General features: G+C 63.1%; 18 protein-coding genes and 1 tRNA gene. 9 read left to right on the forward strand and 10 right to left on the reverse strand.

Annotation, left to right across the window (positions count from 1 at the left end):
• The coding region (locus LN450_RS12130) for an XVIPCD domain-containing protein (protein WP_324250740.1) at positions 1 to 536 on the forward strand (536 nt) is incomplete at its 5' end.
• A gap of 373 nt (positions 537 to 909) precedes the next feature.
• A complete protein-coding gene (cho, locus tag LN450_RS12135) occupies positions 910 to 1773 on the forward strand; it encodes an excinuclease Cho (RefSeq protein WP_011346615.1) in 864 nt (287 codons plus the stop codon).
• A gap of 148 nt (positions 1774 to 1921) precedes the next feature.
• Here the strand turns inward: cho and LN450_RS12140 are convergent, their stop codons facing one another.
• Positions 1922 to 2176: a hypothetical protein gene (locus tag LN450_RS12140; protein ID WP_011346616.1), complete on the reverse strand. Its 255-nt coding sequence runs from the start codon at positions 2174 to 2176 to the stop codon at positions 1922 to 1924.
• Positions 2177 to 2440: 264 nt separating this feature from the next.
• On the opposite strand from LN450_RS12140, the gene LN450_RS23280 reads away from it, so the two are divergent.
• Positions 2441 to 4042 carry a MobA/MobL family protein gene (locus tag LN450_RS23280; RefSeq protein ID WP_011346617.1) on the forward strand — a complete coding sequence of 534 codons (1602 nt, stop codon included), beginning with the start codon at positions 2441 to 2443 and terminating at the stop codon, positions 4040 to 4042.
• Between the two features lie 52 nt (positions 4043 to 4094).
• On the opposite strand, the gene LN450_RS12155 is transcribed toward LN450_RS23280, so the two are convergent.
• The 4 genes from LN450_RS12155 to LN450_RS12170 all read right to left on the reverse strand — a co-directional run bounded on the left by LN450_RS12155 (position 4095) and on the right by LN450_RS12170 (position 7115).
• On the reverse strand, positions 4095 to 4436 hold the full coding sequence (locus LN450_RS12155; RefSeq protein WP_011346618.1) for a hypothetical protein: 342 nt from the start codon (positions 4434 to 4436) through the stop codon (positions 4095 to 4097).
• 156 nt (positions 4437 to 4592) lie between these two features.
• Complete coding sequence (locus LN450_RS12160; RefSeq protein ID WP_011346619.1) at positions 4593 to 5273, reverse strand: hypothetical protein; 681 nt, start codon at positions 5271 to 5273, stop codon at positions 4593 to 4595.
• Between the two features lie 145 nt (positions 5274 to 5418).
• Positions 5419 to 6936, reverse strand: a complete 1518-nt coding sequence (locus tag LN450_RS12165; RefSeq protein ID WP_011346620.1) for a site-specific integrase — start codon at positions 6934 to 6936, stop codon at positions 5419 to 5421.
• 86 nt (positions 6937 to 7022) lie between these two features.
• Positions 7023 to 7115, reverse strand: a tRNA-Ser gene (locus LN450_RS12170).
• A 135-nt stretch (positions 7116 to 7250) separates the two neighbouring features.
• Here LN450_RS12170 and dnaX point away from each other — a divergent pair.
• The 4 genes from dnaX to LN450_RS12190 all read left to right on the forward strand — a co-directional run bounded on the left by dnaX (position 7251) and on the right by LN450_RS12190 (position 10771).
• Entirely contained in the window at positions 7251 to 9302 is a 2052-nt protein-coding gene (gene dnaX / locus LN450_RS12175; protein WP_011346621.1) for a DNA polymerase III subunit gamma/tau, read from the forward strand.
• 6 nt (positions 9303 to 9308) lie between these two features.
• Entirely contained in the window at positions 9309 to 9629 is a 321-nt protein-coding gene (locus tag LN450_RS12180; protein ID WP_011346622.1) for a YbaB/EbfC family nucleoid-associated protein, read from the forward strand.
• Positions 9630 to 9726: 97 nt separating this feature from the next.
• A complete protein-coding gene (gene recR, locus LN450_RS12185) occupies positions 9727 to 10320 on the forward strand; it encodes a recombination mediator RecR (RefSeq protein ID WP_011346623.1) in 594 nt (197 codons plus the stop codon).
• A 100-nt stretch (positions 10321 to 10420) separates the two neighbouring features.
• On the forward strand, positions 10421 to 10771 hold the full coding sequence (locus LN450_RS12190; RefSeq protein ID WP_008571618.1) for a histidine triad nucleotide-binding protein: 351 nt from the start codon (positions 10421 to 10423) through the stop codon (positions 10769 to 10771).
• 117 nt (positions 10772 to 10888) lie between these two features.
• Here the strand turns inward: LN450_RS12190 and LN450_RS12195 are convergent, their stop codons facing one another.
• From LN450_RS12195 to LN450_RS12210, 4 genes are read right to left on the reverse strand one after another with little or no spacing between them, the layout of a single operon-like run.
• Positions 10889 to 11422 carry a Slp family lipoprotein gene (locus LN450_RS12195; protein ID WP_011346624.1) on the reverse strand — a complete coding sequence of 178 codons (534 nt, stop codon included), beginning with the start codon at positions 11420 to 11422 and terminating at the stop codon, positions 10889 to 10891.
• Positions 11419 to 13371 (reverse strand): transglutaminase TgpA family protein, encoded by a 1953-nt coding sequence (locus LN450_RS12200; RefSeq protein ID WP_011346625.1) that lies wholly within the window; start codon positions 13369 to 13371, stop codon positions 11419 to 11421. The genes LN450_RS12195 and LN450_RS12200 overlap by 4 nt, the downstream gene beginning before the upstream one ends.
• Positions 13364 to 14320 (reverse strand): DUF58 domain-containing protein, encoded by a 957-nt coding sequence (locus LN450_RS12205; RefSeq protein ID WP_011346626.1) that lies wholly within the window; start codon positions 14318 to 14320, stop codon positions 13364 to 13366. The genes LN450_RS12200 and LN450_RS12205 overlap by 8 nt, the downstream gene beginning before the upstream one ends.
• A gap of 4 nt (positions 14321 to 14324) precedes the next feature.
• Entirely contained in the window at positions 14325 to 15278 is a 954-nt protein-coding gene (locus tag LN450_RS12210) for an AAA family ATPase (protein ID WP_031421433.1), read from the reverse strand.
• A 37-nt stretch (positions 15279 to 15315) separates the two neighbouring features.
• Between LN450_RS12210 and LN450_RS12215 the strand changes: the two genes are divergently transcribed.
• Positions 15316 to 17154 carry a glycosyltransferase family 39 protein gene (locus tag LN450_RS12215; RefSeq protein ID WP_041855030.1) on the forward strand — a complete coding sequence of 613 codons (1839 nt, stop codon included), beginning with the start codon at positions 15316 to 15318 and terminating at the stop codon, positions 17152 to 17154.
• 112 nt (positions 17155 to 17266) lie between these two features.
• Complete coding sequence (locus tag LN450_RS12220; RefSeq protein WP_011346629.1) at positions 17267 to 18622, forward strand: hypothetical protein; 1356 nt, start codon at positions 17267 to 17269, stop codon at positions 18620 to 18622.
• Positions 18623 to 18735: 113 nt separating this feature from the next.
• Here the strand turns inward: LN450_RS12220 and LN450_RS12225 are convergent.
• Positions 18736 to 19062 (reverse strand): Maf family protein (locus LN450_RS12225; protein ID WP_039419402.1); only part of this gene is annotated, 327 nt, incomplete at its 5' end.

Here is a 19062-nt window from a genome sequence, read left to right on the forward strand (position 1 = left end):
GCCAGGGCAAAGCCTTTGGCTTCACCGATACTTCCGGCGGGAGTTTGCTGCCCGTGGAAGTCCGGCAAATCGGAAAAGGACGCGCTGGTCAACCGGACATTGAACCCCAAGCCGTCGCGAGCAATGAAGCCGTGCTGGCCGACAATCCAGCGCACCCGGACCACTCGACCTATCAGCAGATCCATTCCTGGGTGCGTGGCACGGGCAACTGGAACGAAGAAGAGAGCAAGAACGTCACGGCTTCGCTCTACAAGCAGCAGACTGAAGACCCGTTGCTGAAGCGAGTGGACCAGGTCACCGGGGGGCTAGGCCGAGACGGGGCGCACAATGTCTTTGCGGTCTACGCGCCGCATGGGATGGGAGTCGCGCCAATGTTCCATGCCCATGTCGATGGCCGCCAAGCCGCGCAAGAACCGGCGCAACAGAACCTTCAGCAAGCCGAGGCCATTCAGCAGACCCAGGTCCGTCAGCAGGTGCTCGAACAGACGCAGCAGCAAAACGTCCAACAGGAGCAGGGGCCAAGGATGACAATGTAGTCGCACGGAGCGGTCTCGATTGACTCGATTGAGAGATGCCCGCTCTATCCGCCGCACCGCATCAAAGAGGCAGGCTGGTCGTTGGTAGATGTCTCTCCTTCCCCCGGTCCATGTCTTGGACGGCCCGAACGGCCTTGGCTAAAAATGATGCAGGCGAAGTAGTTGAAGTCCTACATAGCTTAAGCAGCCAGCAGCCGTGGCGCGCACGCCGGCGACGCGCTCATGAGGATCGAATGAATGATCGCTGTGGCAGGAGTAGCAGGAGACCCATAAATTTGTAGGGCGAAGGCTACTTCGATGGGGGCAGTCGCACAGACTGAGATTGCCATGCACCAAGGTGTCACCCATACAATCGTCGCCTTCATAACATCGCATGCCCAGTAGTGCCAAGCGCGCCCGCCGCGCATCCATCGCTCTCGACTACGCTTACCCAGAGCATCTGCGCGACTGCGTGGAAGCACTTCCCAAGACCGCAGGGGTCTACACCTTTCACGGGAAGGAAGGCCTGTTACCGCTTTACATTGGCAAGAGCGTCAACGTGCGCACCCGGGTGATGGACCATTGTCGCACCCTGGAAGAAGCCTCACTGCTGCGACAAACGACTTCGGTTTCCTGTATTCCGATGGCAGGGGACACTGGCGCGCGCTTGTTGGAGGCACAGATGGTCAAACGTCAGATGCCGCTCTACAACAAGCTGCTCCGCAAGGTCCCGCGGCAGTTCTCCATCCGGCTCTATCGGGGCGAGGTCTCCATCGTCCACTCGGCAGAATACGATGTGGCCTCCTCTCCGATGCTCTACGGGCTTTATTCCAGCCCACAGTCCGCTCAAAAAAGTTTGCGGCGCATCGCCGATGACCACCGGCTCTGCTACGCCCTGGTGGGGCTTGAGCGACTACCCTCGGGGCGCCCGTGCTTTCGGGCCATGCTCAAACGCTGCGCGGGCGCTTGCTCGGGAGGTGAGACTCTGGACGATCACGAAGAGCGCCTACGGGCTGCTCTCATTCGTCTAGAGCTTTCAACCTGGCCCTTTCATGGCCGGATTGCGTTGGAAGAGAAGGGCGAGAACTTGCGCCAGCTCCACGTGCTGGATGCCTGGCACTACCTCGGCACCGTCACGACACTGACGGCGGCCAGGAAGCTGAAAGGCGAGCCGTTGGGCTTCGACCGGGACAGCTACAGGATCATCAGGGCTGCGATAGAGTCGGGACTTGACGCCATCACCGTCCTTGGCCCGTAGAGCTCTTCCGCACTACCAAGCAGGGCCAGATCCGTTGGCAAGTCATGGAACCGATGCAGCCGGGGAGCGTCCAGCAAGAGCAAGGGACTCGGATGACCATAGGCGAGCATTGGGTGGCTTGCAAAAAAGCTGACTTGATAGGGCAAGGTTAGTGGAGCAAGCCTGCCCGGTCCCTCATGTGATTGAGCAGCAACGTTTCCAGTTCTGCCTCGTCTAGTGCATGGGCACCCGTCTGGAAGACTAGGTCAGCCACTCGCTGCCGTCGTCTCATCTCTTCGCGCCTTGCTGTTTCCTGCGCCTTTGCTTCGCGGCGCTGGTTGGCTAAAAGCTCTTTCGCTTGCAGCTGTGCTAAGCGCTCGGTGGCCCGCTGAATTTGGTCTCGGTAGTGATTCGTTGCGGTCATGCGTTTCTCCTGTCGCTTGGAAATGAGTCAATCAGGAAAACGGCTCGCGTCAAGCGTTGAGGTGGTCTCGAATTTCGGCCGCTTCAAAAATCGAAAAGCCTGAAAAATAAAGCTTAAAAGAAAGAAGCAAGAGCGCACCTAGGTGTCACTGCGTGACACGTGCGCAAAGGGCTTCGCCCCTTGAACCCCAAGCGCTTTCAGCCCTTGCGCAAATCAAAAGCCAAGCCATAAAGAGCAGAACAAAAGCCACTGCCCAGGAGCTCTATGGCCATCTACCACGCCAACGTCAAAACCTTTAGCCGTGCCAAAGGGCATTCGTCCATCGCAGCGGCCGCCTACCGCGCCGGTCTGCTGCTCGAGGACGCGCTCACCGGCCTGCGCCACGACTACCGCCGGCGGGATGGCGTCGTTGAGACGCGCTGCATCGCTCCCGAGGACGCTCCTGACTGGGCCCTGGTCCCCGCCGAGCTCTGGCCGGCTGCGGAGGCCGCCGAGCGCCGCAAAGATTCGACCGTCGCCAGGGAGTTCGAGTTCGCGTTGCCGCACGAACTTGATGACCTGCAGCGGTCCGACTTGGCCGTGGAAGTCACCCGCGCCTTGGTCAGTCGCTACGGGTTCGCGGCGCAGGCCAGTATCCATAGCCCGGGTAGTAAGGATGGCTTGAATTGGCACGTCCACGTCTTGGCGACAACGCGGCGCATGGGGCCGGCCGGCCTCATGGACAAAACCAAGGAGTTGGACGGCGGGCCGTCGGGACGTGTCGAGGTGCAGTGGGTGCGCGAACTCATCGCCTCCACCATCAATGCCCACCTTGAGAAGGCGGCGCTGGAGATTCGGGTGGACCACCGAAGCCTGGCCGCCCAGGCGGACGACGCTCTGGCGCGTGGCGATCTGGCTGCGGCTGCCGTGCTCTCACGGGAGCCCACCAAGCACGTCGGCAAAAACGGGACCGCTCTGGCTCGACGGGGTCAGCCGTCTGAGCGTTCGGACGCAAACCGTCGAATCGAAGAGACAAACGAGGAGACCTTCCAAAAAATCATCGCCGTGTTCGAACAAGAAGGGCGAGCCATGCCGGTGCCCGACGGTCACAGCCAGGCCCAGGCCGAGCGCGAGGTCCGCCGACCTTCTGACGTGCTGTCCTTGCCGCTCAGACGCGGGGCAGGGCACATCGAGGTGTCCCGCAGCATGGCGACCATTGCCCGCGGGTTGGGACTGCTGGAGGCCGAGGAGGCCAAGCCGTCGCGCGCGCCACGTTCGGTCGCCGAGCTTGCGGAGGAGGCCAGCGACGAGTGGGGCGTGGCTGTTCAAGCGGATCCCCGCCTGGCTCAAAACCTCCAAGCAACCCTGGACCTGCTGCAATGGATCAGGGAGCGCGTGACTGCCTTCGCCGAGGAGGCCCGGCTCCGTCCCGACCTCAACGAGCTACTGCGGCGGTTGCGGCGCTTCAAGGCAACGGCCATGAAGTTCGCCCGGCGGCTACTGGCGGTGCGCCGAGCCGAGAAGCTGCACCACATGGCCGAGAACGCGTGGCACGACTTCCTGGCGAACAATCCCGAGCCTGGGACCTCATGGACGCAGGGGGATTGGAAGCAGCGGCGTGGGCGTCGGTTGAGCACCCTCGAAGCCCGAGCCGCAGAGCTGGCCGATGCAAGGGCCAGGGTGACCCCGGAGGAACAAGCCCTCTGTGAGAAAGAAGCGTCGGCCAGTGCGGCGCGTCTGGAGGCTTGGAGCTGGGACATGCTTCAGCGCTATCCGCTGCAGCTCGACATGGCGAATCAAACCGATGAGCCGCATCCAAGCCCTGCCATCTCCGCCCCTCCTCTCCCTGCCCCTGCCTACGTTCCCAAGCCGCCGCGCTTCCACTGAAACCAAAGAGCCCCGCACTGCGGGGCTCAATGTTTGCGGGCGCTCGACCGCTTCAGTGAAGGGTCGGACGCTTCTTGCTGCGGACTGGATCTAGCTGCGCGTCTTTCTTCTCCCGGCCCGCGCGCCATTCCTCCACTGACGGAAGCTTCCGAACGATGACCGCTTCGCGGGTGCGCACAGCCGGGGAAGGCCGTGGAGGAGCGTGCTCCAAGGATTGGGCGGCGTTGCCCCCACCTGGCGGCTTCTTCTGGCTGTAGACGATCAGTTCGCCAGCAGAGGCCCAGGCATTGCAGACATTTCGCTGGCGCACCAGCGGCTCGTCAGAGAGCGTTTGGCTCATCAGCCCGGCGAGCAGATGGCCGGCGATTTCGAGTTGTTGGGGATGGGTTTTCATGAAAACTCCTGCGTGTGGGGAAGTCCTCATCCAACCAAGAATCGCCACGTCCGCAAGAGCTCGCTATACGCTCTGTTTCACAAATTTGAATGCGCGCCGAAATTCAATGTCTTGTATGCGAATTTGGGAATGGGCAGGGTGGCGCGACGTGATGCGTTAGCCAATCCCTTTCCCTGGCCCAGGCTTCTGTTCAATACGATCCGCCGCTAGTGCGAGCAGTCCTGCAATGCGCTCAAGCTTTCCGGCCAAGATAAACACCACGACAGAGCCAATGAGGATGCCAAGGCTTCCAGCGTAAACAAATACTTTGGCGTTGGCTGGGTTAGACCATATGTTGACCTTCTCACCAGCGTCGAAAAGATTGACCAACACGACGCCAATCGCACCAAAGAACGTGGATAGTCCTGCCCGACGAGTCAAGAGTTTGTTTTCGAGGTCTATGTGTTTTGAGCGCTCTCGGAGAGTCTGCGGGTTGCATGTGCCGAGTTCGTCCATAATCTCGCTCTCTCTGGAGATAGCCGTGTCGATTCGATCTGCCATCGGTTCATAGCCCTCCTTCCACGCCACAATGACCTGAATGATCTGAAGAAGCCCAAAGACGAGAAAGACAGCCACTAATGCCGGTAGTGCCACTATCAAGACATTCTTGGCATTTGTGTTGCTAATCCATGCAAGGTTGCTAGCTGCAACCACCCCGAAGGCAAAAAGTAAAAGAGCCACCATTCCGCGAAATGTGTATTTTTCAAAGCGCTCAAGCTTTCCTGCTCTCTCGGGGCGCTTGATCTTCTGGAGCATCTGAAAGGTGCTTGGGATTGGACTGTATTTGGGCTCAGTCATTTTTGGTCCCCTGCTTGAATGATCGCGATTTTCGTCAAAACGGTCTCACTGGCTGCGACTAAAATAATCAGCGTATATTTCTGCTGCGGCCATCCGTCAGGCGCCGTAGTCTTTGGCGTAAAGCAATACGCTGCATTCGTTTCATTTAGCGCGGTGCCCGCGCGCCAGATGCTTTCCTGTTACCGGAGGCTTCCGAAAGAAGGGGACGAATCGCGTCGAGGCTGAGTCCGTAAGCCAGCACGGATAGCCCAGGCGACACGCCCCGGAGCCCGTCCAGCTTTTCCTTGGCGGTGAAAGCCCGGCTGTAAGTGACGTGGTGCTCGTCGTCCAACTCGTGGCCGACCAATTGAGCCCGGAGCTCGGACACCACGCCGGCGCCTTGCAACTCTTGAATCAGGGTTTTGCGCAGTGAGTGAAAGCCGCGCTTGGCCGTGGGCCAGTTCTTGCCCACCTCGGCCAGGTGCCGGCTAAACGCTTTGGAAATCCAGTTGCCTTGACCATTTTTGGCATCGGCTTTGGCCGCAGGGAACAAACGCTCCTGCCCCTCGGCGCGCGCCTGCTCCACCCAGGTCAGGAAGCCCAGGGCGAGGAGGTCGGGGTGAATCGGCACGGTCCTCAAGCTCTTGTCCGTCTTCACCTTCTGATGCTCGCCCTCGTCCGAAATCTGGAAGCAAGGGATACCGCCCTCTTCCACTACGTCGGCAGTCAGCAGCTGGCCGACCTCCGAAGCGCGGGCGCCGGTATACAAGCCAATGAGGGAAGCCCACCGCGCGGCCAGGGGCAGCGCCTCAAAAGCAGCCGGGGCAAACAGCGCTTGGACTTGGTGGGCGTCGTAAGCCTTGAACCCGAACTTCCGCCGGGCGCGCTTTTCCCGGGTCGAATAGCTCACGTGCCCGGACGCGGGGTTGTCGCCCCGAGGGTAGTGGCCGGAGGCTTGGGCCCACTCGAAGAACCCGCCCTTGCCGCCGATGTAGGACTGCTTGTTGGTGAGCGTGGGTGTAGAAGCGCCTTTTTCCCGCATGTCCTGATACCAACGCGCCAAGTCCGAGCGGGTGACCGTGTGCAGCTTGGTCTTCTCGCCCAAGAAGCTGGTCAACAGTTCGACGGCGGTCCGCTTGATGGTCCAGGTCTTGGGCAGGGTGCTGCCCTTGAGGCTGTTCAGCCAGGCGTCTCGGGCCTTCCCGAGCGTGATTGATTCGAGGGAAGGTTTGGTTACCCGCCTCGGCGTGGGGAGAGGCGGCACGTGCTGTTGAATCAGCTCCCCCAGCGCGCTGGGCTGCGGGGCGGTGAGCGCCATCAGCTGCTGGAAGAGTGTGACGTCCTCTGGGGTGTCGATCTGCCATTGCTCGGTGATCGACCCGTCCGCCGAGCGCGTCCGATTTAGGGTCAGCTCCTGCGGGCGTTGGGTGCCGGTCAGGCGCGCCAGAAGCGCGTCCAGGTCGTCGTCTTGGCTTTGCATGCGTCGTTCCTTCAACACAGTGAAGACCTGAGCATAGCGGGCGGCCAGGGTCAGCGCGCGCAGTCTTGCCTCGCGCATGTCGTAGGTGTGCAGGGTGCGTTTGAAGGTCTGGCGACCCACAATGGGCTGCAAATCGACCGGCACACGCTGTCGGTAGGACCAGAGTCCGAAGGGGGCTCGAACGAGATGATGAGGAATGCGCATGGGCGTCGTGTGTTCCGACTTGCGCAGCTGCAGCCAGTTTTTACGCTAACAAAAAACCCCCTGATTTCTCAGGGGTTTGCGTATTCTGGCGGAGAGAGGGGGATTCGAACCCCCGAAGCGCGGTTTAGACGCTTACACACTTTCCAGGCGTGCTCCTTCAACCACTCGGACACCTCTCCGTGCCTGCCCGACCGTGGTCGAACAGGGCCGCAAATTCTAGCGGTCGCCGGCCCGTACCACAAGCTGAATCTTCCAGCCGCAGTCGCTGAGACCGGGCGTGGCACAATATCCGCTCAAACAGAGCCGGTTGCCCGATGTCTTACCTCGTTCTCGCCCGCAAGTGGCGCCCGAAGCGTTTTGCCGAACTCGTAGGCCAGGAACACGTGGTCCGCGCGCTCAGTAACGCGCTCGACAGTGGGCGCGTGCATCACGCGTTCCTGTTCACCGGCACCCGTGGCGTGGGCAAGACCACCATCGCGCGCATCTTCGCCAAATCGCTCAATTGCGAGACCGGCACCAGTGCCGATCCCTGCGGGACGTGCCCGGCCTGCCTGGACATCGACGCCGGGCGCTACATCGACCTGTTGGAGATCGATGCCGCATCCAACACCGGCGTGGACGATGTGCGCGAGGTGATCGAAAACGCGCAGTACATGCCCTCGCGCGGCAAGTTCAAGGTCTATCTGATCGACGAAGTGCACATGCTGTCCAAGGCGGCGTTCAACGCGCTGCTGAAGACGCTGGAAGAGCCACCGGAGCACGTGAAGTTCCTGCTGGCCACCACCGACCCGCAAAAATTGCCGGTGACGGTGCTGTCGCGCTGCCTGCAGTTCAACCTCAAGCGATTGGACGAAGACCAGATTCAGGGGCAGATGACGCGCATCCTGGCCGCCGAACAGATCGAGTCGGATCCGTCGGCGATCGTGCAGCTGTCCAAGGCGGCCGACGGCTCGCTGCGCGATGGTCTGTCGCTGCTGGACCAGGCCATCGCCTATGCCGGCGGCGCGCTGCGCGAGGATGTGGTGCGCACCATGCTGGGTACGGTCGATCGCACCCAGGTCGGCGCAATGCTGCAGTCCCTTGCCGATGGCGATGGCGCGCGCCTGTTGCAGGTGGTGGCCGCGCTGGCCGAATTTTCGCCCGATTGGAGCGGTGTGCTGGAGGCCCTGGCCGAGGCCCTGCACCGGGTGCAGGTGCAGCAGTTGGTGCCATCGGTGGCCTTTGTCGGCGACGGGATCGACCCGACGCCGTTTGCGGCGCAGCTGCGGCCGGAAGTGGTGCAGCTGTGGTACCAGATGGCGCTCAACGGGCGACGCGACCTGTATCTGGCGCCCAGCCCGCGCGCCGGTTTCGAAATGGCAGTGCTGCGCATGCTTGCCTTCCGCCCCGCAGCGGCGGTGCCGGCTGGCGGCTCGGACGACGGTCGCGGTGCCACGGCGGGCGGTGGTGCGCGTTCTGGCGCTGCCGGCGGTCAGGCTGCTGCGCCGGCAGCGGCAGCGCCCGCCGTAGTGGCCTCGCCTGCTGCGGTGACGGATACGATGCCGGCTGCGGAAGCGTCCTTGCCGGCATCAGCGACCCGGGCAACGCCGATTTCGGCTGCGCCTCCCGTTGTCGTGCTTGCCCCCCAAGAGTCTTCTCCGGACAGCCGTGCGTCTGCAGCCAGTGCGCGTAATGACGACACCCCGCCGTGGGCAGTGGACGATGCGCCGGTGCGTGCGCAGGTCGCGCCGGCACCCGACACGATGGCCGTGCTTGCGCCTGAAGCGGCGATGGCTCCGCCAGCTGCCACCGTCGAGCTCGCGCACCCCGATGCGATTGCGTCCGACGCTGTGGTGGAGGCTCCGGCTTCGGTCGCAGTGTCTTCGCTTGTCGAGCCCTCGTCGCTTGAGGAGCCAGCGGTGGTCGCGCCACCGGCAACGGCAGGGGCTGCATCAGACTCGGTGACCGACGCGACGGCCCTGCTCGATGACGGCCGCATCGCCGATGCCGAGCAATGGCTGGAGCTGGTCACGCGCAGCGGCTTGAATGGCCCGTCGCGGCAGCTGGCCGCCAACGCCGCATTTATCGGCCATCGCGATGGCGTGCTGCGGCTGGCGCTGGCGCCGGGCTTCGAATATCTGAACTCCGAGCGCTCCATCGCCAACCTCGCGCAGGCGCTGGCACCGGTGTTGGGAAACCCGCCGCGCATCGTCATCGAAACCGGCAGCGCCGATGTCGAAACCTTGCACGAGCGTGCCAACCGCCAGAAAGGCGAGCGCCAGAGCGCGGCCGAAACAGCCTTCATGAACGACCCGACGGTGCAGTTGCTGATCCAGCAGCAAGGCGCGCGGATCGTGCCCGATTCCATCCGCCCTTACGACGAGTAACGACCCATGCGTGGAAATATTGCCCAACTGATGCAGCAGGCGCAGAAGATGCAGGAAAACCTGCAGCGCGCCCAGGAAGAACTGGCCAAGCTGGAAGTCACCGGCAGCGCCGGTGGTGGCATGGTCAGCGTGACGCTGACCGGCGCCAAGGAGTGCCGCAAGGTGCGCATCGACCCGAGCATCCTCTCCGACCAGGAGATGGCCGAGGATCTGATCGCCGCCGCCTTCAACGACGCCTCCAACAAGATCGACGCCGAATCCAAGGACCGCATGGGCTCTGCGACCGCCGGCATGCAGTTGCCGCCGGGCATGAAGTTGCCGTTCTAAGCGAGGGGATTCGGGAGTGGGGATTCGGGATTAGCCAAGCGCAAAGGCCTTTGCCGTTGCGAATCCCAAATCCCGAATTTCCAATCCCGGCCACCCGATGTCCACTTTGCTCGAACAACTGATCGAGGCCTTCCGGGTATTGCCCGGCGTGGGCCAGAAGTCGGCCCAGCGCATGGCCTATCACGTGCTCGAGCGCGAGCGCGAGGGCGGGCGGCGGCTGGCCGCTGCGTTGGGCAACGCGGTGGAAAAGGTGGGGCATTGCGTGCAATGCCGCGACTTCACCGAATCGGAAATCTGCACCATTTGCGCCAGCAGCAGCCGCGACCGGCAGCAGCTATGCGTGGTGGAGTCGCCGGCCGATCGCCTGGCGATCGAACATGCCACCGGCTACCGCGGGCTGTATTTCATTCTGCAGGGGCGCCTGTCGCCGCTGGATGGCATCGGCCCGCGCGAACTGGGGCTGGATCGGCTCGGCGAGCGTCTGGCTGCCGGCGAAGTGACCGAAATGATCATCGCCACCAATGCGACGGTCGAAGGCGAAGCCACGGCCCATTACCTGGCGCAACTGGCGCGCCAGCACGCAGTACGCCCAAGTCGGCTCGCCCAGGGCATGCCGCTGGGTGGCGAGCTGGAGTATGTGGATCGCGGCACCCTGTCGCACGCCTTCGGCACCCGCAGTGAGGTGCTTTGAGGGCCGGGATTGGGGAGTCGGGATTGGGGATTCGCAAAAGCCGGTCGGCGCGCGCGGTAAGCTTTGGCCAATCCCGAATCCCGAATCCCGAATCCCGTCTATGACCGACACCATCTTCGGCAAAATCATTCGTCGCGAAATTCCGGCCACCATCGTTTACGAGGACGATGAGGTGCTGGGCTTCGAAGACATCGCGCCGCAGGCGCCGGTGCATGTGCTCTTCATTCCCAAGCAGCATGCTTTTCCGACCCTGGACGATGTGCCGCCGGAGCAGGCGCTGCTGGTTGGCAAGCTGGCCATCGCAGCGGCGACCTATGCGCGTGCGCAAGGGCTGGCGCAAGACGGCTACCGCATCGTGATGAATTGCCGCGAGCATGCCGGCCAGACGGTGTTCCATCTCCATCTGCATTTGCTGGCCGGTGCGCCGCTGGGCCGCTTCGGCACGCCTTGACGCGTCGTCGGATCGCGCGTTGCGCGCAAGCCGCGTCATGCATCGATCGTCGTGCACAAACAAAAACGCCGCTCCCTGCGAGCGGCGTTTTTGCGAGTAACCCAGCTCAGCGGCGCATTACCACCAGCCGCGGCCCCAGCCCCAACCGCCGCCCCAGCGCGGGCCCCACGGGTCGCCCCACGGGCCATACGGGTAAGCCGGCACGACTTCCACGTCGCGCACGACCGGCCACAGGTAGACCACGTCGGCATTGACCTTGGGCAGCTTGTAGTCGTATTCGCCGATCTTGGTGGTTTCGTAGCCTTCGATCTTGCCGATGAAGGTCACTTCGCGCCCCGGCTCGAACACCGCCGGATCGTAGAAGCCCGAGCGGCAGGCCAGGAAGCGGCCATCGCTGGCATCCACGGCATTACGGTCGGGGCGACCGCTGGCATTGAGCGGGCGCGAGATCAGCTCGAAGCAGGTCTGGCCCTGGCCAGGCGTGGTCTTGATGATCTTGCCACCCCAGCGCACGGACGTGCCGACCTGGGCGCTGGCAGTTGAATCACTCGGACTGACCGCGGGGAACTGGCCCTGCAGCGGCTTGGGTGCGGTGGCGCAGGCTGCGAGCCCGAGCACAGCGATAAGAGGAACAAGAAAACGGGTAATCATGAGGAAGCTCCGGTTCGCGGGCGATGCTGCAGCAAGTCTTTCAAGAGAGTGGCGCTGTCCGAATCAGCGCCAGCGTATCGCGCGGCAGCGAAACGTTGGCTGAGTGCCAACAGTGCCGTATTCGGGTGTGAGCGGGCGACACGTTGCGCCCACACACCGGCCGGTTCGTGCGGTTCACGGGCAAGGCCGAGCTTGCGGTAGCGGCGGCTCAGCCGGTGCCAGGCGCGCAGCAACGGGTCGCGCTCACGTTCGCCACGTGCCAGCAGCCAGCCCATCCACGCCAGCGCGCTTACCGCGAACACGCCGAAGATGGCGGCCAGCTGCGAGGTGTCCAGGCGATCGATGCCCAAGGGTTGCAGCAGCCGTTGCTGACGGTCGGCATCGAAGGACAGCACTAGCTCGTTCCAGCCGCGCCGCAGCCAGTCGCTGACCTGGCCCAGGCTGGCCCATGTGCCGAGGTCGGCGAAGTCGTTGCCGCCGCCGGCTTGCAGGCGATCTTCGAGGGTGTCGTAGATGCGTTCCGGCGCCACTGCGGCGGTGGGGTCCACGCGAACCCAGCCACGCCCGGCCAGCCAGACTTCGGTCCAGGCGTGCGCGTCCATGCGGCGTACCACCCAATAATTGCCCAACCGGTTGTATGTGCCGCCGGCATACCCGGTCACCACGCGCGCCGGGATGCCGGCCGCGCGCATCAGCACCACGAACGAGGAGCTGAAGTGTTCGCAGAAACCGGCCTTTTGCTGAAACAGGAACTCGTCGACGCTGTTGCGGCCGAGCAGCGGCGTGTCCAGCGTGTAGGCGAATTCTCGGGTGATCCACTGCAGTGCGCGCTGCACCACCGCATCGTCGTTGTTGCCGGCCTCGCCACGCCATTGCCGTGCCAGCGTCAGCGTACGCGGATTGAAACCGGGCGGCAGGGCAAGTGCACGCTTGCGCAACTGGTCGGGCAGGTCGGTATCGAAGCGTGTTGGCGGCGCCGATTGCAGGTCCCAGCGCGTCAGTGCGCTCAACGGCCGTTGCGCGAACAGTTCGTAGTCCGGCGATAACTCGGCGTTGGGCACGCCCTGGGTAGGCAGATCCAGCGACACCAGCTGGCGGCGATCGGTGGGCTCGTAATCCAGGCGATAACGGTAGGTTTGCGGACCTGCGGTGACCGAAGCGGGCTGACCGCGGCCGGTCCAGTGCGCGCGCTGCCAGGTGCGGCCGTCGAAGTCCCACATCACCGGGCCGCGCCAGTAGCGCTGTTGCGGCGGCGGCGCCTTGCCGGCAAATTGCACGCGCAAGGCCGGGCTGTCGTCGGCCATCAGGTCGATCCATTCGCCCGGCGACATGTTGTCCGACAGGCCAGGCCGGGATAGCGCGCGCTCGGGCACGCCCCACAGCGGCGCACTCAGCCGCGGCAGCAACCAGAACGTGGCCAGCGCCAGCGGCACGCCGATGGCAACCAGCTTGCCCATACTGCGCAATTGCAGGCGCAGGGCCGGCGTGGCGGTGTGCTGTTCTTCGTCGGCCAGCCGCTGCATGCTCAGCAAGGCGCTGACCACCGCCAACAATGCCAGGCCCATCGTTGCCGGGCCCTGGTCGAGCAGAAAGGCGGCAAACGGTGCGAACAACGCAAAACCCAACAGGCTGCGGGCATCGCGCAAGGTGCGCAGTTCGGAGGCCTTGATCGCCAGCATCGATGCCAGCACCGCGCAGCCGGTGTCGCGGCCAAAGCGCATGCCGATCTGCCAATACACCGCTGCCAGCATTGCGATCACCAACAACAGCCGCACCGGCGCCATCAAGGTGCCGCGCCAGCTCAGCACGCCGACCAGCACCGCCGCCACCGCGACAGTGGCCGCAAGCAGGCCGGGCAACTGCAACAGCAGCGGGGTCAAGGCCAGCCAACTGGTGGCCAGTACCCAGGCGCGGCTGGCCTGGCTGATCGGGAGCAAGGGCTCAGTCATGCGGAAGCAGGGCCAGGGCGCGTTGGCACAGGTGGTGGTGCGAAGATCCTTGCGCGGGACCTAACGGTGGCTGGCCAGGCAACAGCAGGCGATACCGGCGCCCGTCGCGCTCGGCCAGGTTGACCCAGCGGGCGAGGCGCGCAATGCGGCGCTCGTACGGCAGCGCGCTGAGCGCCCGCCAGTCCAGCGTGACGTCGATTCCCAGCGGCTGTTCGTATTCGCGCACCAAGAGGGTGTCGCGCCGTGCCGAGTGTTTCCAGGAAATGGTGCGCGGAGCGTCGCCAGCGCGATACGGGCGCAGCTGGTGCAGCTCTTCGCCTTGCGCATGCAGACGCGTCTTGTTGGGCGAGCCCGTCCCCTCGGGCAACGCCGGACCCTGTTCTTCGGGCCGGGGGTAGGCCAGCAACGGCGTTTCCGGCCATACCCACGACCAGGCGCGCACCAGGCCCAGCGGCTGCGTGCTGGACAGGCGGATGCGCTCGATATCCTGCCAGCCGCGGCGCTCGGTCGGCACCAGCAGGTCGATCTCGGCCATGTCGTGCTCGATCAACGCACAGAAGCCGCTGCTGTCCAGATGATCCAGCCGCAGCCCGCGTCGTAAGCGGGTATCGCGACGCGCCAGCGACACCCGCATGCGCAACGGTTCGCCGGCGACCACCGGTTCGGCCGAGACCGCTTCGATACGCAGTGCCGATAGCTGCAGGTGCGCCATGATGCTGCTGGCGATCCCGGCCGTGGCCAGCAACAGCGCGAGCAGCAGCGCCGGATTGTTGTTGTAGTTCAGTGCGCCGAGCAGCATCGCCAGCAGTAACGCCGTGACGAACAGCCCGAAGCGGGTCGGCAACACATAGATGCGCCGCCGATCCAGCACGATCGGCAAGCCCTCCGCGCCCCGCGGCCGCGCCAGCAGGCTGAGTCGGCGGACGATGCCGCGCAGGTGCGCGCGCACCAGGTCAGTCCACCGGCACGCTGTGCAGCAGCGCCTTGGCCAGTGCCGGCCCGGACGACGATTCGGCTTCCGGCACCAGCCGGTGCCCGGCCACGGCCACAAACAGCGCCTGCACGTCTTCGGGCAGCACGTGCTCGCGCCCAAGCAGCAATGCGTAGGCCTTGGCCGCGCGCAGCAAGGCGATCCCAGCGCGTGGCGACAGGCCTACGCGCACCCCAGCATGCTGGCGGCTACGCAGCAACAGGGCCTGCACATAGCCGATCAGCGCATCGCTGGCATGGATCTGGTTGACCACCCCGCGCAGCGCGACCACGTCGGCGTCGCTCAGTTGCGGGGCGGCCTGGGCAATCAGTTCGCGCCGATCCGTACCCGACAGCAGCGCACGCTCGGCATCGGCGCTGGGGTAGCCCAGGCTCAGCCGCAGCAGAAAACGGTCCAGCTGCGAATCGGGCAGCGGAAAGGTGCCGGACAGATCGACCGGGTTCTGCGTGGCAATCACGAAAAACGGCTCCGGCAATGCATGCGTCACGCCATCCAGGGTCACCTGCTGCTCGGCCATTGCTTCCAGCAGCGCGCTCTGCGTACGCGGCGGGGCCCGGTTGATTTCGTCGGCCAGCAGCACGTTGGTGAACACCGGTCCGGGATGGAACTGGAACTGCCGCGAGGCGGCGTCGTAAACGGACACGCCCAGCACATCGGCCGGCAGCAGGTCGGAGGTGAACTGCACGCGCTGGAAGCCCAGCCCCAGGCTGGAGGCCATCGCATGGGCGAGCGTGGTCTTGCCCAGGCCGGGCAGGTCCTCGATCAATAAATGTCCTCCGGACAACAAGGCCACGAATGCCAGCCGCACTTCCTGCGCCTTGCCCAGCAGCAGCGAATTGACCTGGTCCTGTGCGCGCCGCAGCGATTGGCGCAGCGCATCGGTTAGCATTTCCGTGGAACGCAGCGGTGTCGACATCACAATTCCGTAGGTGAAAAGAAGAGTGCACAGGGCAATGCAGGGGGACCAACGCGCACATCGCACCTTCGTGATCCTGTGGACACTGGCGACAGCCGTCAAGCTATTGATCGCCGCACGCTTGCCGCTCTTCGTTGACGAGGCCTTCTACTGGCAGGAAGGCCAGCATCTGGCGGCGGCGTATTCGGATCTGCCGGGCATGACCGCCTGGCTGGCGCGACTGGGCGTGGAGCTGGGCGGACATCATCTGCTGGCGCTGCGGCTACCGTTTCTGGCCATTTCCGCGCTGATTCCCTGGTTGATCGCGCATATCGCCACACGCTGGTTCGGCTCCACGATGGGGTGGCAAGCTGGCAGCCTGACCTTGCTGATGCCGCTGTCTGCAACGCTGGGCATTCTGGCCGTGCCGGATGTGCCGATGGCATTGGCGGCGGTGCTGTGCATGGATGCCGGGGCGCGCTTATTGCGCGAGGTCGATGCCACCAGCGCGCTGGAGCTCGCCATCGGCCTGGTCATCGGCGCGCTCAGCCACTACCGCTTTGTCGGGGTGATCGGGGTGGGCTGCATCGCATTGCTGTGCATCCCGCAGGGGCGTGCGGTGTTGCGCGACCCACGCATCTGGATGGCACTGACCGTCGGCGCGGTGAGCTGGCTGCCGCTGCTGTTCTGGAATACCGACCACGACGATGCCGGGTTGCGTTTTCAATTGGTCGACCGGCACCCGTGGCGGTTCCAGATCGGCGGGCTGTGGTTTGTGCTGATCCAGACGGTGGCGGTGACGCCGCTACTGGCCTGGGCGATGGTCAAGGTCGGTCTGGCCGGCACCCGCAGCGGCGGCGGCTCGCGCGCGCAGTGGCGCTATTTCGGTTTGCTCGGCGGCATTTCGACCGTGGCGATCTTCGTGCTGGGCTTCTTCAGCGATGCCGAGCGGATCAGCTTCCACTGGCCATTGCCCGGCTACCTGGCGTTGCTGGTGGCGGTGCCGGTGATCCTGATGCGCTGGCCGCATCCGCTGCGCCGCGCGGCGTGGCTCATCGCACTGCTGGGCATGCTTGGCGCATACGGCTACTACCTGGCGGTGTCGGTGCCGTCGATCCGCGCGCATGCCGCTGGCGAAAAGTACTACCCGCGCAACTTCGCCGGCTGGAACGATCTGGCCCATGCGGTCAAATCCCGATTGGCGCAGATGCCGCCAGGCACACGCGTGTTGGCAGAAAATTTCAAGGTTGGCGCCGAGCTCGGCTTCCAATTGCACGACGCCAAGATCGAGGTGCTGCCTGCCACGTTGAACGACAAGCACGGGCGCAGCGCGCAGCTGCAGCAGTGGGGCCTGCTCAGCGATGGCACGCGCACCGGACCACGGCTGCTGGTGCTCTCACCCAGCGATCAGCGCTATCGCGAGCTGTTGAAGCGCTACCACGCCATCTGCGACATGGTCGGCCCGCTGCCGCCGCCCACCGTGGTGTCCACCGATCACGGCTATCAGCGCTTTCTGCTGTTCGCACTGCCTGCGCAACGCCAGCCGGGCCCGTGCGTGGCCCCGGCGATGGCCTGGATCGATGCGCCGCTGCCGAAGGTCTCGGTGTCCGGCAAGTTTGAGGTGCGCGGCTGGGCCTTCAAGGATGGCGTCGGGCTGGCGAATGTCGAGCTGCTGCTCGACGGTCGCCCGGTCGCGCAGGCTAGGTACGGCACGCCGCTCGATGTGCGCCCATACTGGAAAATCTCCAACGATCCACAGCACCCCAACGTCGGCTTCACCGCCACGCTCGACACCCACGCCTTGCCGTCCGGCACGCATTGGCTGGGGCTACGCCTGCACGGCCGCGACGGCAGCGTTGAAGATTGGTGGGAGCAACACCTTGTTGTAGGTCGGTGACATTCTGCCCAATGCGTTCCAGTCCTAGCGCGGAGTTAGTAGCTTTTTCAGCAGTTGTTACCGCTACGATCTCTGTCCTCGCTGCCTAGGGATTTTCCAAGGAAAAATACAGGTGAATGATTATAATTCGATAAATCAGGTCGCGAATGTGTCGCCGCATTCTGAAGGTTTACGTTCTGGTTTTAGCATGCGCCAGTTAACTTGGTGGGTATTCTTTTGTGCATTTGGAATATTGACATGGCTGACTTTTAGGTGGCGAATTCCAATTTTGCTTTGGGATCACCTTGATATAGTGCCTATCTATCAGGCATGGCAAGACGGACATCTCGGAAATTCGGATTTTTGGAAAGTGCATGATGGTAGTCATTTGCATACTGCAGCCTACGCAATTTTATTGTTGACTACCTGGTTATCGGAAGGGCAAACCTGGCTAGATTGTTTGGTGAGTTCGCTTATTCTGGCTGTATGTAGCTTCTTTATTGTTCGAATGGCGCTGCGCGATTTTGGTGCGCGTCTGAGTGTTGGTTGGATGTATGGATTTGTTTTACTTGCGCTATACCCTGGGCATCTCATTAATCTGCAGTGGGGCTGGCAGGTTGCCGTATTTGTCAGTCTTCTGGGGGTCGTTGCGCCTGTCTATCTTTTGACTAATGGAGTCATAAGCTGGCCTGCGAATTTTGGCGCTGTGGCATGTGCGACGGTAGGCGTGTTGGGTTTCTCTACTGCCCTTGCAGTTTTTCCTGTTGCAATATGGTTGTTAATTAGGCATGTGGGTTTTCCGGTAGGCCGGCGTCTGACAATGTGCCTGCCCTGGTTGATCTCAGTGATGTGGCTTGTCATGCTGTTGCATGATGGGCATGCGGGTGAGTTTGCAGCGAATCCGGGAGTTTTTGTTATATCTCGTTACGTTTTGAATTATTTGGGAAGTGGTGTGATGCACTTCTCTAACGAGTTGGCGCCTTTTTTCGCCGTTCTCGCAATAATGTTGACGCTTTGGGCGGTGGTGCGTGTGCGATTGCGAGCGAACCTAGTTCCCTGGCTGAGTCTTATGGTGGTTGCAACGGGCTTCGCAATCATGACGGCATGGGGGCGTGCTGCACTTTTCGGTCCTGAGCACGGCTTCATGCCGCGCTATGCTAGTTTTTCTATTTTATTCTGGATTGGTTGGCTTGGGGTGATGCTTGCTGCTTTCCGCGATGAATCGCAGTGGAGATGGGTGAGGCCGCTATTGTTGTTTTGCCTTTGTGCTGCTGCGTTTAATGGGCTTCATCTTGCAAAGAAATCCATGAAGGTGGCAGAGCGCTCGCGGCAAATTGCTGTTCAGGTGAGGCGTGAATATCCTAAAATAGACCAGAAAGTGTTGCTAGAGGCTTATGACTGGCGCGCCAAATTTGCAGACGATCGTCTGCGCACTTGGTATTCGTATGGATACGCGCCTTTTGAAGAGGCGACGCCTAGCAACCGGTGAGTTCAGGTTTGCAAGTGCTATTGTCGATCGCTTGTTCAACGAGGCCAAGCAGCGTCCAGCACTTGGTTTAGGGCGTGTTGGTTGGTTAGGGAACCGACAAGTCGCTGCGCATCTCAGGGAATTTGAAGCCCTGCCTGCCGTAACAAGCGCGCCAGCGCGATCAGCGGCAGGCCCACCAGGGCGGTGGGGTCCTGCGAGCGGATCGCGTCGAACAGGCTGATGCCGAGGCCTTCGCATTTGAAGCTGCCGGCGCAATCAAGGGCCGGTTCGGCGTCCAGGTAGCGTTCGATCTCGGCGGACGTCAGCGCGCGGAGCTGCACCTCGGTCAGGTCCAGCGCGTGCAGCTGGCGCTCCGGGCCGACCAGGCTGACGGCGGTATGGAAGCGCACGGTGTGGCCAGACATGGCAGTCAGCTGCATTCGGGCCCGCTCGCGCGTGCC

Source organism: Xanthomonas euvesicatoria pv. euvesicatoria (assembly GCF_020880415.1).
GTDB classification, from domain to species: Bacteria; Pseudomonadota; Gammaproteobacteria; order Xanthomonadales; family Xanthomonadaceae; genus Xanthomonas; species Xanthomonas euvesicatoria.

What these genes read in the sequence shown, in the direction of transcription:
- cho (WP_011346615.1), top strand. Translation starts at nt 910, where the DNA reads ATGCCCAGTAGTGCCAAGCGCGCCCGCCGCGCATCCATCGCTCTCGAC.
- LN450_RS12140 (WP_011346616.1), bottom strand. Translation starts at nt 2,176, where the DNA reads ATGACCGCAACGAATCACTACCGAGACCAAATTCAGCGGGCCACCGAG.
- LN450_RS23280 (WP_011346617.1), top strand. Translation starts at nt 2,441, where the DNA reads ATGGCCATCTACCACGCCAACGTCAAAACCTTTAGCCGTGCCAAAGGG.
- LN450_RS12155 (WP_011346618.1), bottom strand. Translation starts at nt 4,436, where the DNA reads ATGAAAACCCATCCCCAACAACTCGAAATCGCCGGCCATCTGCTCGCC.
- LN450_RS12160 (WP_011346619.1), bottom strand. Translation starts at nt 5,273, where the DNA reads ATGACTGAGCCCAAATACAGTCCAATCCCAAGCACCTTTCAGATGCTC.
- LN450_RS12165 (WP_011346620.1), bottom strand. Translation starts at nt 6,936, where the DNA reads ATGCGCATTCCTCATCATCTCGTTCGAGCCCCCTTCGGACTCTGGTCC.
- dnaX (WP_011346621.1), top strand. Translation starts at nt 7,251, where the DNA reads ATGTCTTACCTCGTTCTCGCCCGCAAGTGGCGCCCGAAGCGTTTTGCC.
- LN450_RS12180 (WP_011346622.1), top strand. Translation starts at nt 9,309, where the DNA reads ATGCGTGGAAATATTGCCCAACTGATGCAGCAGGCGCAGAAGATGCAG.
- recR (WP_011346623.1), top strand. Translation starts at nt 9,727, where the DNA reads ATGTCCACTTTGCTCGAACAACTGATCGAGGCCTTCCGGGTATTGCCC.
- LN450_RS12190 (WP_008571618.1), top strand. Translation starts at nt 10,421, where the DNA reads ATGACCGACACCATCTTCGGCAAAATCATTCGTCGCGAAATTCCGGCC.
- LN450_RS12195 (WP_011346624.1), bottom strand. Translation starts at nt 11,422, where the DNA reads ATGATTACCCGTTTTCTTGTTCCTCTTATCGCTGTGCTCGGGCTCGCA.
- LN450_RS12200 (WP_011346625.1), bottom strand. Translation starts at nt 13,371, where the DNA reads ATGACTGAGCCCTTGCTCCCGATCAGCCAGGCCAGCCGCGCCTGGGTA.
- LN450_RS12210 (WP_031421433.1), bottom strand. Translation starts at nt 15,278, where the DNA reads ATGTCGACACCGCTGCGTTCCACGGAAATGCTAACCGATGCGCTGCGC.
- LN450_RS12215 (WP_041855030.1), top strand. Translation starts at nt 15,316, where the DNA reads ATGCAGGGGGACCAACGCGCACATCGCACCTTCGTGATCCTGTGGACA.